Below are 13,696 nucleotides of genomic sequence, written 5' to 3' on the forward strand. Positions count from 1 at the left end.
AAAGTGACGATCGGCCAGAACATCGAGGCAGTGGAAACTGCGTCCCGTGCTGGGAACGTTCCCGCAAAAAACAGCGTCTTCATGCAGGGCCTGCGCAAGTGGTGGCCCTATTACGTCATGATGGCGCCGGGCCTTCTCTTCTTCGTGGTCTTCCACTATCTGCCGATCTGGGAAGCGAAAATCGCCTTCGAGCAGGTGCGGATCATCCCGCCCAATATCTGGGTGGGCCTCAAGCATTTCCAGACGCTCTTCGCCTCGCCGATCTTCTGGCAGGTCTTCACCAACACGCTGATCATCTCGGGGATGAAGCTGGCCTTCGTCTTCCCGGTGCCGATCATCGTGGCGCTGTTGCTCAACGAGGTCCGCGGCGGCTCGCTGCGCAAGTTTATCCAGTCGGCGATCTACCTGCCGCACTTCCTCTCCTGGGTCGTCATCGCCGGCGTCTTCATCGCCGTGCTCTCGCCCAGCGACGGTGCGGTCAACAATATCCTGGGCATGGCCGGCATGACGCCGCGCTCGTTCATGACCGAAACCGGCTCGATCCGCTGGGTGCTGGTATTCTCGGAAATCTGGCGCTCGGCCGGCTGGGATAGCCTGCTCTATCTCGCCGCCATCATCGCCATCGACCAGCAGCTCTACGACGCCGCCGAGATCGATGGCGCCAACCGCTGGCAGAAGATCCGCGACATCACCATTCCGGGCATCGTGCCGACCATCGCGACGATCTTTATCCTCAATGCCGGGATGTTCCTGTCCGCCGACCTCAACCAGGTTATCAACTTCTCCAACGACGCCGTGCGCAGCCAGATCGATATCATCGACAGCTACGTCTACCGCATCGGCCTCCTCACGGGGGAATACTCGATGGCCACGGCCGCCGGCCTCTTCAAGGCGATCCTCGGCATGCTGATGCTGATCGGCGCGCATTTCGTCTCCAAGCGCCTGACCGGGAAGGGAGTCTGGTGATGGCCGAGACCCCGATCCGCAAGACCCCGCTCGAGCGCCTCGAATACGCGATCATCGTTTCGACGCTCCTGTTCCTCGTGGTGATGACCGTCCAGCCGCTGTTGAACCTGCTCGCCATCTCGTTCTCCGACCCGGCCAATGTCGCCGGCATGAATGGCCTCACCATCCTGCCGCACGGCTTTTCGCCCGAAGTCTGGGGCCTCCTGATCCAGCATCCGCAGGTGCAGCGCGGCGTCATCAATTCGATCTTCATCACCGTCGCCTCGACCGTTCTCGGCGTCGCCTTCACCGCGCTCATGGCGTGGGGTCTGTCGCGACCCAACCTGCCGGGCCGCCGGTTCCTCTTCATCCTCGTGCTGGTGACCATCGTTTTCGAGCCCGGCATCATTCCGGATTACTTCATCAACAAGCGGCTGGGCCTGCTCGACACCTATTGGGCGCCGATCCTCTTCAAGCTGGTCAACGCCTGGTATCTCATCATCCTCATCCGCTTCTTCGAGGAAATTCCGCAGGAGCTGCTCGAAGCGTCCGAGCTCGATGGCGCCAACCCGTTCCAGGTGTTCTGGACCGTGGTGCTGCCGCTGGCCAAGCCGGCACTGGCGACGATCACGCTCTTCTACTTCGTCTTCCACTGGAACGAGTTCTTCCGGGCGATGATCTACCTCAACGACCAGTCCAAGTGGCCGCTGCAGGTGGTGCTGCGCCAGTTCGTGGTCGAGGGTGACAAGCTGATGATCGTCGGCAAAGACGCCTCGGACAGCTATTCGGGCGCCAGCCAGATCAATATCCGCGCGCTCAAGGCCGGCATGATCCTGCTCACGATCGTGCCGATCCTCGCCATCTATCCCCTGATCCTCAAGTTCTTCACCAAGGGCACCATGAGCGGTGCGCTGAAGGGCTGAGGCAAATCCAAACAAGCAAAGCATACCCAATGGAGGAGAAATCAATGCTTGGTAGAATGCTGCTGATGGCCTCGACGGCCCTGGCCCTGACGGTCAGCGCCGCGCTGGCCGACCCGGTGACGATCCGTATCGTCTCCAAGGACCTGCTCTCGACCAACCCGGATGACGTCAAGCTCATCGAGACCTATGAGGCCGCTCTCAAGGCCCAGGGCACCGACCTCGACATCCAGCTCGTCGACCTGCCTTCGTCCGGCTATGCCGACAAGCTCTCGGCCATGCTGCTCTCGGGCGATATCCCCGACCTGATCTACTTCCAGGGCGGCGATGCCAAGATGGCCGAGCAGGGGATCCTCGAAGACTGGAACAACTGGCTCCCGAAGACGACCTATCTCAAGGACGCCCTGTTCCCGCACAATGTCGAGCGTCTCAAGAACTATCCCTACCTGCTCTACGTCTATCCGCCGCGCATTCCACAGCCGGTGATCCGTCAGGATTGGCTCGAGAAGACCGGCGTTGCCGCTCCGGCGACCGTTGACGACTACGTCACGCTCTTCAAGGCGATCAAGGACGGCGATCTCGATGGGAACGGCAAGGCCGACACCTATGGCGTGACCACTGCCGACAACACCAACGAGCTCGACGCCATCTTCAACCAGGCGTTCGGCGTTACCGGCACCTGGATGAAGAACGATGCCGGCGAATGGATTCCCGCCCGCGTCTCGAACGCCGAGAAGGACAAGATCGCCTTCTACGCTTCGCTGCGCGAGCAGGGCCTTTACGATCCGGAATACATCACGACCAAGTGGGACGTGAAGGAAGACAAGTTCTATTCCGGCCGCGCCGGCGTCATCTTCGGCTCGTCCGCTGAAGTCATCGACATCTATGGTGGCAAGATGAAGCAGGCGCACCCGGAAGTTCCGGGCCTGACTCTCCTGGCTCCGCCCAAGGGCCCGGCCGGTCAGGGCTTGATTGCGCTCGACGTCTCCAAGGAATCGCGTGGCCTCGCCATCGCGACGACGTCCCAGCACAAGGAAGAAGTCGTGAAGTTCCTTGATTTCGTGGCGAGCCCGGAAGGGCAGGCCATCGAGCGCATGGGCTTCGAGGGCGAGCAGTACACCAAGGAAGGCGATACCATTAAGCCGACCGACAAGCTTGCCACCTGGTATGCCCGCTTCCTCGTTGCCGCCAATTGGCAGCCGCCGGTGCAGTGGATGAGCCCGGCCGCCCAGGAATCGCTCAAGGTCATCGCCTCGAACTTCAAGCCGGACAATGCCTTCGTCTGGCCGGCCGAGTATGCCGCTGACATCGACGCGACCGAGAACGTCTATCGCTCGTGGGTCTACAAGTTCATTTCCGGCGAAGCCGGCATGGACCAGTGGGATGCCTATGTCACCGAGTTCAACAATGCCGGTGGCCAGCGCATGACCGACTACGCAAGGACTGTCCTTAATGCCCAATGATGCAAATGGCTCGTCCCTTCGGGGACGAGTTCGTGCGCTTCTCCATGGCGTCGCTTACGGCGACGCCATCGGAGCGCCGGTCGAAAAACTCTCTGCCGCCGAGATCGCCAAGCGCTATGGCCGGGTGACCTCGGTCGACACGCAATGGCACAAGATGAGCCTGGACCCCGTGGCCCGGAACAATCGCGTGCGCGGCAACGGCATCGTCACCGACGACACGCTGATGACGCTTTGCCTCATGACCATCTATGGCGACGTGAAGCGCCATATCGATGCCTGGGACATGGCGACCGGCATGGTGCGCGAGATCGCCTGGAAGCCGCGCTGGATTCCGGAGATGCAGCGCGAGACGTTGCTCATCGAACGCCTGTTCTACCCCGAGAAATGGATTTTCCAGCGCCATCAGCTTTCCGGTTGCGACCCCCGCCAGGGCGGTATCGGCAACATGGTCAATTGCGGCGCCGCCATGTACATCGCCCCTGTTGGCGCGGTGAATGCCTGCGATCCCAGGGCCGCCTATGACGAAGCCATCGCCTTCGCCTCCGGCCACCAGCAGAGCTATGGTCTGGAAGCCGCCGGCGTCCTTGCCGCCGCCATTGCCGCTGCCTTCGTGCCTGGCACCAATATCGAAACCATCGTCGAGGAAGCCCTTGCCGTCGCCAAGGACGGCACGCGCGCCGCTATTGCCGATATCGTGGAAGCCGCCCGCGAGTTGAAGCGCCAGAATGCCGATTACGCCACCGTAGTCGAGCGCTTCCACGCCATCATCGGCAAATACTCGGTCATGGGCGACGACGTGAACCACGCGCCCCATAAGGCCGGCGTCCCTACCGACGCCTACCAGCCGTCACGCCTCCATTCGATCGAGGAACTGCCGCTGGCTCTGGGTTTTGCCGTCCTCAATGACGGCGCGTTCGAGAAGACCATCGTCGATGGCATCAATTCGGGCCGCGACACGGATTCCATCGGTGTCATGGCCGGCGCGATCCTCGGCTCCATGCATGGTGAGAGCGTCATCGCGCCCGCCGTCCGCGACCAGCTCGATCGCGCCAACAAGCTCGATCTCACGGCCGCCGCAGATGCCTTCACCGACACGGTGATCGCGATCCACGCCGCCGACCGCGCCCGCGAAAAGGCCAAGGCGCAGGCGCGCGCTTCCCTCTTCGGCTCCGCCGAACCCGCCCAGGTCGTCAACCTCTAGGAACCCAAACGAAAGTCCCCATGCTGACCACGACTGAAATCTTCGAGCGCATCTATTCGGGCTTTATCGGCAAGGCCATCGGCGTGCGCCTGGGCGCGCCCGTCGAGCCGACCATCTGGAGCTACGACCGCATCCGGAACACCTATGGCGAGATCACGCAATATCTGCGCGACTTCAAGAATTTCGCCGCCGATGACGACACCAATGGCCCCGTTTACTTCATCCGTGCGCTGCGCGATTACGGGCTTGGCGCAACGGCCGAGGATGTGGGCAAGACCTGGCTCAACTACGCCGCCGAAGAGCATGGCATGTATTGGTGGGGCGGTTTCGGCGTCTCGACCGAGCATACCGCCTACCGGAACCTGCGCGCCGGCATCCCTGCGCCGCAATCGGGCTCCATCGCCCAGAACGGCACGACAGTAGCCGAACAGATCGGCGGGCAGATCTTCATCGACAGCTGGGGCTGGGTGCATCCGGGCGAGCCGCAGAAGGCCGCCGACGCCTCGGCCCGCGCCGCCAGCGTTGCCCACGATGGCGAGGGCCTCAACGGCGCGCGCTTCTGTGCTGCCGCCATCGCCGCCGCTTTCGTTTCCAAGACCATCGAGGACGTCATCGAGGCGGGCCTGGCGACTATCTCGCCGGATTCGCTCTACGCCAAGGTCTGCCGCGCCGTCCTCGCCCACTACGCCGCTCACCCCGATGATTGGCGCAGCTGCCGCGACATGCTGACCGCCGAATGGGGTTATGACCGCTATCCGGGCGTTTGCCACATCATCCCCAATGCCGGCATCACCATGATGGGCCTCATCTACGGCCGTGGCGACCTGCCGCGCACCGTCGAGATCGCCACCATGGGCGGCTGGGACACCGATTGTAATGCGGGCAATGCCGGCGCCATCGTCGGCACGCTCCAGCTGGTGCAGCCGGGCTGGGACAAGTACCGCAAGCCGATCAACGACTTCGTCATCGCCTCGGGTATTCTCGGCACCGTCAACGTCGTCGACATCCCGTCCTTCGCCCGCGAGCTCACGGTGCTGGCCCTCCGTCTTCAGGGCAAGGAGGCTCCGGCTCTCTGGGTTGAGGATTTCGAGCGCCGCGGCGTTCGCTTCGATTTCGATGCGCCGGGCGCTACCCACGCCTTCCGTACCGAGCCGTTCAACCAGATCTCGGTCAAGGGCTCGTCCGAGCGCCACACCGATGCTGCCAAAGGCTCGCTCGAAATCCAGCTCGATCGCCTCGAGCGCGGGCAGGGCGGTCGCATCTTCTGGAAGCCCTTCTACCGCCGCTCCGACTTCGACGACGAGCGTTACCGCCCGATGTTCACCCCGCTCGCCGATGACGGCCAGCAGGTCAAGTTCAAGCTCTGGCTCGATCCCTGGAACGGCGACGGCAACCTGCGCGTGGCCCCCTATGTCCGCCGCGCCATCTCCGGCACCATCCAGGAAACCGGCGCCTGGCATGTTCCGTCCTCGGAAGGCTGGCAGGATTACGAGTTCACCATTCCCGATGGGAACGGCGAAGCCATCGATGAGATCGGTATCCTGGTCGAGTATTTCGGGCGCCTAAAATTTCTCGGCCGTCTCTTCCTCTCCGAGTTCTCCGTTTCCGGTAAGGGCAATGTCGCCATCGACCCGGCCAAGGAAGTCCAGGAATGGGGCGGCATCACTCGCTTCACCTGGAATCGTGGCCATTGGACCCTGCAGAACGGCCGCATTCACGCCCACACCGCCGGCGATGCCGACGCCTGGACCGGCAACGCTTACCTCCGCGATGCCACGATCAAGGCCGACCTGATGCCGCTTTCCGGCGCCTCGCACCTCGTCTCCGCCCGCGTCCAGGGCACCAGCCGCTTCTATGCTGCCGGTTTCCAGGACGGCGAAGCGGTGATCCTGCGCGAAGACCACGGCACGACGGTTCTCGCCAGCGTCCCGTTCAAGCCGGAATTCGGGCGGAGCTATGCGGTCGAGTTCAAGGTCGAAGGCGACAAGCTGACCCTGACGGTTGATGGCAAGCAGCTCGCTACGGCGCAAGATGGTCAGTTCAAGTACGGCATGGCCGGGCTGCGGATCGCGAGTGCTGGCCGGATGTCGATCGGCAAGTTCGAGATCGTGGAGGGTTAACCCCCTCCCTGTCCCCTCCCCACAAGGGGGGTGGTTTTCGTTGCTCGATCTTCCCCCAGACACCCACCCTCCCCCTTGTGGGGAGGGCTAGGGAGGGGGAAGGCCACAAACGCCGGGCGTGGGGCACCCCCACCCCTATCCCCTCCCCGCAAGGGGGAGGGAGACCTGCCGGCTCGATCCGGGCGCGGAGCAGGCCATAAACATGGGAACGGGAACCACCCATCCCAATCTGCCGGCGCGATCGCGCCCCAACGTCTCCTCCCCCCTTGCGGGGGAGGGACAGGGTGGGGGGTGCCGCCCAAGACTCGGAGCTGACCCGCATGCCCCCCCGCCACTTCAACCCCGCCGCCACCGGCCCCCTGACCAACATCCGGGTCCTCGACCTCTCGCGCCTCATGGCCGGCAACATGCTCTCGCTCCAGCTCGCCGATTTCGGCGCCGACGTCATCAAGATCGAGCCGCCCGTCGGCGATCCCCTGCGCGACTGGAAGGACGACGGCCATTCCCTCTTCTGGAAAACCTACGGCCGCAACAAGCGCTCGGTCGTCCTGAACCTCCGCGACAAGCCCGCGATGGATGCCCTCTGGGCCCTCATCGACACGGCCGATGTCTTCATCGAAAACTACCGTCCCGGCACGCTCGAGCAGATGGGCCTTGCCCCCGAAAAGCTCCACGCGCGCAACCCGAACCTCATCATCGTGCGCATTTCCGGCTTCGGCCAGACCGGTCCCTACGCGCATCTCCCCGGCTTCGGCACCATCGTGGAGGGCATGAGCGGCTTCGCCTACCGCACCGGCTTTCCCGACCGCGAACCGGTCCTGCCGCCGTTGGCGCTCGCCGACATGATCGCCGGCATCTACGGCAGCTCGGCCACCCTCACTGCCCTTTTCGCCCGCGAGCGCGGCCTTTCCAAAGGCCAGGTCATCGACCTCTCGCTCCTCGAACCCATGTTCTCCGTCCTCGGCCCCGAGGCCGCGATCTTCAAGACCACCGGCAAAATCAAGGAGCGCGTCGGCAGCGCCTCCAACACCGCCTCGCCGCGCAATGTCTACAAGTGCCGCGACGGCAAATACCTCGCGCTCTCCGGCTCCACCCCGCAGGTCGCCCGCCGCATCTTCGAGATCATCGGGCGCTCCGACATGAATGCCGATCCGCGCTTCGCCACCAATTCGGATCGCGTGAAAAACCGCCCGCTGGTCGATGCTGCCATCGGCGCCTGGTTCGGCGAGCACGACCATGACGAGGCCCTCAGCATCATGCGCGAGGCGGGCGCCACTGTCGGCCCCATCTACAACATCGCCGACGCCGTCGCCGACGAGCATTTCGTCGAGCGCGAGATCGTGGTGGATGTCGAAGACGCCCAGTTCGGCGCACTCCCGATGCACAACATCGTCCCGCGTCTCTCCGAAACCCCCGGCACATGGCGTCGTCCCGCCCCCTCGCTAGGCGAGCATACGGCCGAAGTCCTCGCCGAAGTCGGTATCGATGCCCAAACCCTGCAGACGGAGCCCGCATGAAACTCCGCTCGCTGCTCTACGTCCCGGCCTCGTCGGAAAAGTTCATCGCCAAGGCCCATGAGCGTGGCGCCGACGCGATCATCCTCGATCTAGAAGATGCCGTCGCCCCCGCCGACAAGACCCGCGCCCGCGAAAACCTCGCCAAGGCCGTGCCCTCGGCCGGTCAGAACGGGGCGAAAGTCTTTGTGCGCATCAACGCCGAGCCCGAGTTGCAGCTCGACGATGCGGCGGCGGCCTGTCACGCCGGTGCCTTCGGTCTCTACATCGCCAAGACCCGGTCGCTGGAACAGCTCTGGCGCGTTTCCGACCATGTCGAGCGCATCGAGCGGGCGCTGGGCCGTCCGGAACTGGTCTTCGTGCCGCTGATCGAGGACCCCGGCGCGGTGCTGGAAGCGCGCACCTTCGCTCGCTACGACCGCACGCTTGCCCTCACCTCGGGGGGCGAAGACATTGCCGCGGCCATGGGCGCCGAGCCGCTGCCCGATGTGCTGCGGCTCCCCAAGCTCATGATCCACATGGCGGCCAAGGCCGAGGGCAAGCTATCCTTCGGCACGCTCGGCAGCACCGCCAATTATTCCGACCTCGCCGGTATCTCCGCCGCCGCTCGCGAAGCCAGGACCCACGGCTTCGATGGCGCCTCCTGCGTCCATCCTTCCGTCGTCCCCATCCTCAATGCCGGCTTCGCGCCCTCCGAGGAACAGGTCGCCTGGGCGCGCCGCGTGGTCGAGGCTGCCGAAGCAAGCGGGCAGGGGGCATTTGCCCTCGATGGCAAGATGATCGATGCGCCGATAGTGACCAGGGCACGGAATATCCTGGCGCAGGTTTGAGGGCCCCTAGTCCCGTGGCGCCGGCCCCGTGCTCTCGCGCAGCACCAGTTCCACCGGCCAGAGCTCGTGGATCTGCTCCACCGGCTTGCCGGCCAGCACCTGCAGCACCAGTTCAGCGATCCGCGTCCCTGCCGCGCGGATGGACGAGCGCGTCGTCGACATCGACGGCACCATGTTGTCCGCGTTGAGATACGGAAACACGTCGTCATGCGCGATCATCGAGACGTCGCGCCCCAGCGTCAGTCCGGCCGCCCGGATGGCGCGGAAGACGCCCAGCGCCGTCATCATCGAACCGGCGAGGATCGCCGTCGGCCGCGGTGTCTGCTCCAGGAAACCCTGCGCGAAGCGGAAGCCGATTTCGTCGGTGAACTGGCCGTTGGCGATGAGCCGCGGGTCGGGCGCTATGCCCCGCGCCACGAGCGCATCGCGATAGCCCTGTTCGCGGTGCTCGGCGAACGTCATGCCGTCCGGTCCGTTGATCATGGCGATCCGCCGGTGTCCGAGGTCGAGCAGGTGCGAGGTGGCACGGAAGAAGGCGCCGGCATTGTCGATGTCGAGCCAGGCGTGTGGCTTGCCGATTTCCGTGCGGCCGTGCAGCACGAAGGGGAAGCCGATTTCGGTCAGGAACTTGACGCGACTGTCCGAAAGCATGGGCGAGCCCACGATGAGCGCGTCCACGCGCTTGCTGGAGATCAGCCGCTTGAAGGCGGGGATTTCGTCGTCCGTTTCGAGCGGGGAGAGGAGGATGTCGATCTCCTCGCGCGCCAGCCGACCGGCCACGCCCGAAAGGTATTCGTTGGTGTGCGGCCCGAACTGGATATTGCCCTCGGTCGGCAGCACCACGCCGATGGCGCCCGCACGGCCCGTCGCCAGTCGCCGCGCGCTCACATTGGCCCGATAGCCCAGGCGCTGCGCAGCTTCCGACACGCGCTGCCGGGTCGCCTCGTTGACCTCGGGATAGCCGTTCAGCGCACGGCTCACCGTGGTCTGGGAGAGGCCCAGCTCTGCCGCTAGTTCCTTGAGTTTCATAGGGCTTCGTCCTCGGTGCCCCCGCGCGTCCCATGACGCACGATGCTGCCGTGACGCTGCTTTAAGGCAGGCGCCCGCTTTTCACCAGCCATTGCGTCCCCTCGTTCGCAATTGCCGCATTCAAAGCGATTTCAAATTTGAACGCAAGCTTCGTAAACGGGTCGAAACTCCTGAGGGTCGTACCTCAGCACGCGGGGCCTCAAAGTCCTACGCGCGCGCGTGCGTTGCAGGCTAAGTCTATGAAATTATTCTAATATCTCTTCGAGATTTGAAATCACAGTCATTCGCTGGAATTATGACGCTTGACACCCTTTGGTTGCTCTGACAGGTTTTCCTTCAAAGCGCTTTGGGAGAAGGTTTGCGGACCAACCGCAAGTTCAACGCGCTTTCAGGGAGGACAATTGCGACGGCCGGCACCAATGGGTGCGCGTTCGCTTCTGCTTGCCCTCCCGCAGGTCAAAGGGTTCCTTTGGGAGGACAGTATGAAATTCAAGACTTTGCTCGCGGGCTTGCTTTCGGGCGTCACCCTTATGGCAACGGCTGCCTCGGCTGCCGACCTGGCCATCGTTTCGGGTGATACCGGCAACGGCCTTGCCTTCCTGCGCAGCCAGCTCGACGTTTTCGAGAAGGAGACCGGCAACAAGGTCACCGTGGTGCCGATGCCGTCGTCGACCACCGACCAGTTCGGCCAGTACCGCCTGTGGCTCGCTGCCGGCAATTCCGATATCGACGTCTACCAGACGGACGTGATCTGGGCGCCCCAGCTCGCCGACCAGTTCCTCGACCTCACCGACGCCGCCAAGGATGTCGTGGGCCAGCACTTCCCCTCGATCATCGAGTCGCAGACGGTGAACGGCAAGCTCGTGGCGTTGCCGGCCTTCACTGACGCGCCGGCCCTCTATTACCGCAAGGATCTCCTCGACAAGTACAGCAAGCCCGTGCCCAAGACCTGGGATGAATTGGCCGAAACCGCCAAGTTCATCCAGGACAAGGAACGCGAGGCCGGCAACAAGGACATGTGGGGCTTCGTCTGGCAGGGCAACGCCTATGAAGGCCTGACCTGTAACGCTCTGGAATGGGTCAAGTCCTCGGGCGGTGGCCAGATCGTCGAAGCCAATGGTGATATCTCGATCAACAACCCGAACACCGTTGCCGCTCTCGAGCGCGCCAAGAGCTGGGTCGGCACCATTTCTCCTGAAGGCGTGCTTGCCTACCAGGAAGAGGAAAGCCGTGGCGTCTGGCAGCTCGGCAATGCCGTGTTCATGCGCAACTGGCCCTATGCCTACCAGCTGGGCAATGGCGACGATTCCAACATCAAGGGCAAGTTCGACGTGACGACGCTCCCCAGCGCCAAGGAAGGCGATGCCTCCGCGGCCACGCTCGGCGGCTGGAACGTTGCCGTTTCCAAGTATTCCAAGGCCCCGGACGAGGCCATCAAACTGGCCCTGTTCCTGGCTTCGCCCGAAGTCCAGAAAGAGCGCGCGATCAAGCAGTCCAACCTGCCCACGATCCAGTCGCTCTATGACGACAAGGACATTGCCGCGGCCCAGCCGATCATCCCGAACTGGAAGAGCGTCTTCCAGAACGCAGTGCCGCGTCCGTCTGCTCCCACCAAGGTCAAGTACAACGAAGTCTCCTCGCTGTTCTGGACCGCCGTGCATGACACCCTTTCGGGCAATGGCACGGCTCAGGACAACCTCGACAACCTCGAGGCGAAGCTGACCGAACTCAAGGGTGCCGGCTGGTAAGTCCTACAGCCGCAACACCCGGGCGCGAACGGCCTGAGGCCGCTCGCGCCCTCCGCGTCAATACGGATCGAGGGAGCGGAACTTTCGCATGACCACCCAGAGCATGGAGCCGGTTGCTGGGGTCGCGGCCCCGCCGCACCCGCAGATTAAGTCGGAACTTCTCAGCCAGCGCGTGCGCTCGGCGATGTTCTTCCTGGTGCCGATGCTGGTGGCACTGCTGGTCGTGGCGGGGTGGCCGCTCCTGCGGACCATCTATTTCTCGCTGACCAACGCCTCACTCACCAATCTCTATGGCGCCGAGTGGGTCGGCTTCAGGAACTATCTCTCCTGGACCACGCTCAAGAGCGGCAAGACGGTGTTTTCCGGCACGCTGGTCGATCCGGTCTGGTGGAATGCCGTCTGGAACACGGTGCGCTTTGCCGTCGTCTCGGTCACGCTCGAAGCCATATTCGGCATGATCGTGGCGCTGGTGCTCAATGCCAATTTCGTCGGCCGCGGCCTCGTGCGCGCCGCCATCCTCATCCCCTGGGCCATCCCGACCATCGTTTCGGCCCGCATGTGGGGCTGGATGCTCAACGACCAGTTCGGCATCCTCAACGACCTTTTCCTCCGCATGGGGCTGATTTCCCAGAAGATCGCCTGGACCGCCAATGCCGATACGGCCATGACCGCGGTGCTGATGGTCGATATCTGGAAGACCACGCCCTTCATGGCGCTGCTCATCCTTGCCGGCCTCCAGATGATCCCCAAGGATATCTACGAAGCCGCCGACATCGATGGCGTGCATCCGGTCAAGCAGTTCTTCCGCATCACCCTGCCGCTGGTGCGCCCGGCGCTGATGGTGGCGATCATCTTCCGCCTGCTCGATGCCATGCGCATCTTCGACCTCATCTATGTGCTCACGCCCAACAGCTCGCAGACCAAGACCATGTCGGTGGTGGCGCGTGAAAACCTCATCGAGTTCGACAAGTTCGCCTATGGCTCGGCGCAATCCACGCTGCTCTTCCTGCTGATCGCCATCATGACGATCATCTACATCTGGCTCGGACGCGTGCGTTTCGATGGGGGTGACCGCTGATGGATGCCACGGCCGTTCTCTGGACCTACACCAAGAAGACTGCGTTCTACCTCCTGGTCATCGCCATCGTGGTGATTGCGGTCTTCCCGTTCTACTACGCCATCCTCACCAGCTTTAAGTCGGGCACCGATCTCTTCCGGATCACCTATTGGCCGACCTCGTTCTCGCTGGGCAATTATGCCTCGGTGCTCACCACGGGCAGCTTCCCGCAGAACCTTTTGAACTCGGTCATCGTCTCGACGGCGGTGGTGGTGCTGGCGCTGCTGCTGGCGATCACCGCGGCCTTCGCGCTGGCCCGCGTGCGCTTCCGGGGCAGGGGGCTGCTGCTGCTCACCATCCTCTCGGTCTCGATGTTCCCGCAGATCGCGGTGCTGGCGGGCCTGTTCGAAGTCATCCGCTTCTTCGGGCTCTTCAACACGCTCTGGGCGCTGATCTTTTCCTATACGATCTTCACGCTGCCCTTCACGGTCTGGGTGCTCACCACCTTCATGCGCGACCTGCCGGTCGAGATCGAGGAGGCGGCGATCGTGGATGGGGCGACGCCCTGGGTCATCATCACCCAGGTCTTCATGCCGCTGATGTGGCCGGCGCTGGTGACGACGGGGCTCCTGGCCTTCATCGCGGCCTGGAACGAGTTCCTGTTCGCGCTGACCTTCACCTCGTCCAATGCCACGCGCACGGTGCCGGTCGCAATCGCGCTGCTCTCGGGCGGCAGCCAGTACGAAATCCCCTGGGGGAACATCATGGCGGCCTCGGTCATCGTCACCGTGCCGCTGGTGGTCCTCGTCCTCATCTTCCAGCGCAAGATCATTTCCGGTCTCACGGCCGGCGGCGTGAAAGGCTAAGAC

At 63.5% G+C, this 13,696-nt stretch carries 11 protein-coding genes; 10 read left to right on the plus strand and 1 reads right to left on the minus strand.

Annotation, left to right across the window (positions count from 1 at the left end; genetic code table 11):
* The first annotated feature begins 3 nt into the window (after positions 1-3).
* The 7 genes from JNE37_RS13325 (at position 4) to JNE37_RS13355 (ending at position 8,993) form a co-directional block, all read left to right on the plus strand.
* On the plus strand, positions 4-966 hold the full coding sequence (locus JNE37_RS13325) for an ABC transporter permease (RefSeq protein WP_246513255.1): 963 nt from the start codon (positions 4-6) through the stop codon (positions 964-966).
* Complete coding sequence (locus JNE37_RS13330; protein WP_203063238.1) at positions 966-1,868, plus strand: carbohydrate ABC transporter permease; 903 nt, start codon at positions 966-968, stop codon at positions 1,866-1,868. The genes JNE37_RS13325 and JNE37_RS13330 overlap by 1 nt, the downstream gene beginning before the upstream one ends.
* A 44-nt stretch (positions 1,869-1,912) precedes the next feature.
* The gene (locus JNE37_RS13335; protein ID WP_246513257.1) at positions 1,913-3,328 is read left to right on the plus strand and encodes an extracellular solute-binding protein; all 1,416 of its coding nucleotides are present in this window, start codon (positions 1,913-1,915) and stop codon (positions 3,326-3,328) included.
* Complete coding sequence (locus JNE37_RS13340; protein ID WP_203063240.1) at positions 3,318-4,529, plus strand: ADP-ribosylglycohydrolase family protein; 1,212 nt, start codon at positions 3,318-3,320, stop codon at positions 4,527-4,529. The genes JNE37_RS13335 and JNE37_RS13340 overlap by 11 nt, the downstream gene beginning before the upstream one ends.
* A 20-nt stretch (positions 4,530-4,549) precedes the next feature.
* Complete coding sequence (locus tag JNE37_RS13345) at positions 4,550-6,649, plus strand: ADP-ribosylglycohydrolase family protein (protein ID WP_203063242.1); 2,100 nt, start codon at positions 4,550-4,552, stop codon at positions 6,647-6,649.
* A gap of 320 nt (positions 6,650-6,969) precedes the next feature.
* Positions 6,970-8,166, plus strand: a complete 1,197-nt coding sequence (locus JNE37_RS13350) for a CaiB/BaiF CoA transferase family protein (protein WP_203063243.1) — start codon at positions 6,970-6,972, stop codon at positions 8,164-8,166.
* A complete protein-coding gene (locus JNE37_RS13355; protein ID WP_203063245.1) occupies positions 8,163-8,993 on the plus strand; it encodes an HpcH/HpaI aldolase/citrate lyase family protein in 831 nt (276 codons plus the stop codon). Before JNE37_RS13350 ends, JNE37_RS13355 begins: the two co-directional genes overlap by 4 nt.
* A 6-nt stretch (positions 8,994-8,999) precedes the next feature.
* Here JNE37_RS13355 and JNE37_RS13360 read toward each other — a convergent pair whose 3' ends face one another.
* Entirely contained in the window at positions 9,000-10,022 is a 1,023-nt protein-coding gene (locus tag JNE37_RS13360; RefSeq protein ID WP_035031188.1) for a substrate-binding domain-containing protein, read from the minus strand.
* A gap of 482 nt (positions 10,023-10,504) precedes the next feature.
* On the opposite strand from JNE37_RS13360, the gene JNE37_RS13365 reads away from it, so the two are divergent.
* From JNE37_RS13365 to JNE37_RS13375, 3 genes are all read left to right on the plus strand, one after another.
* Positions 10,505-11,770, plus strand: a complete 1,266-nt coding sequence (locus tag JNE37_RS13365; RefSeq protein ID WP_035091910.1) for an ABC transporter substrate-binding protein — start codon at positions 10,505-10,507, stop codon at positions 11,768-11,770.
* Positions 11,771-11,954: 184 nt separating this feature from the next.
* Entirely contained in the window at positions 11,955-12,848 is an 894-nt protein-coding gene (locus tag JNE37_RS13370; protein ID WP_376742968.1) for a carbohydrate ABC transporter permease, read from the plus strand.
* Complete coding sequence (locus tag JNE37_RS13375; protein ID WP_035031183.1) at positions 12,848-13,693, plus strand: carbohydrate ABC transporter permease; 846 nt, start codon at positions 12,848-12,850, stop codon at positions 13,691-13,693. Before JNE37_RS13370 ends, JNE37_RS13375 begins: the two co-directional genes overlap by 1 nt.
* The last annotated feature ends 3 nt before the right edge of the window (positions 13,694-13,696 follow it).

It is taken from the genome of Paradevosia shaoguanensis, from assembly GCF_016801025.1.
Taxonomy (GTDB): Bacteria; Pseudomonadota; Alphaproteobacteria; order Rhizobiales; family Devosiaceae; genus Paradevosia; species Paradevosia shaoguanensis.

Excerpts from the sequence above, each read along its gene's own strand:
- JNE37_RS13360 (WP_035031188.1), bottom strand. The coding sequence starts at position 10,022 with ATGAAACTCAAGGAACTAGCGGCAGAGCTGGGCCTCTCCCAGACCACG.
- JNE37_RS13355 (WP_203063245.1), top strand. The coding sequence starts at position 8,163 with ATGAAACTCCGCTCGCTGCTCTACGTCCCGGCCTCGTCGGAAAAGTTC.
- JNE37_RS13375 (WP_035031183.1), top strand. The coding sequence starts at position 12,848 with ATGGATGCCACGGCCGTTCTCTGGACCTACACCAAGAAGACTGCGTTC.
- JNE37_RS13370 (WP_376742968.1), top strand. The coding sequence starts at position 11,955 with ATGTTCTTCCTGGTGCCGATGCTGGTGGCACTGCTGGTCGTGGCGGGG.
- JNE37_RS13330 (WP_203063238.1), top strand. The coding sequence starts at position 966 with ATGGCCGAGACCCCGATCCGCAAGACCCCGCTCGAGCGCCTCGAATAC.
- JNE37_RS13335 (WP_246513257.1), top strand. The coding sequence starts at position 1,913 with ATGCTTGGTAGAATGCTGCTGATGGCCTCGACGGCCCTGGCCCTGACG.
- JNE37_RS13345 (WP_203063242.1), top strand. The coding sequence starts at position 4,550 with ATGCTGACCACGACTGAAATCTTCGAGCGCATCTATTCGGGCTTTATC.
- JNE37_RS13365 (WP_035091910.1), top strand. The coding sequence starts at position 10,505 with ATGAAATTCAAGACTTTGCTCGCGGGCTTGCTTTCGGGCGTCACCCTT.
- JNE37_RS13350 (WP_203063243.1), top strand. The coding sequence starts at position 6,970 with ATGCCCCCCCGCCACTTCAACCCCGCCGCCACCGGCCCCCTGACCAAC.
- JNE37_RS13340 (WP_203063240.1), top strand. The coding sequence starts at position 3,318 with ATGCCCAATGATGCAAATGGCTCGTCCCTTCGGGGACGAGTTCGTGCG.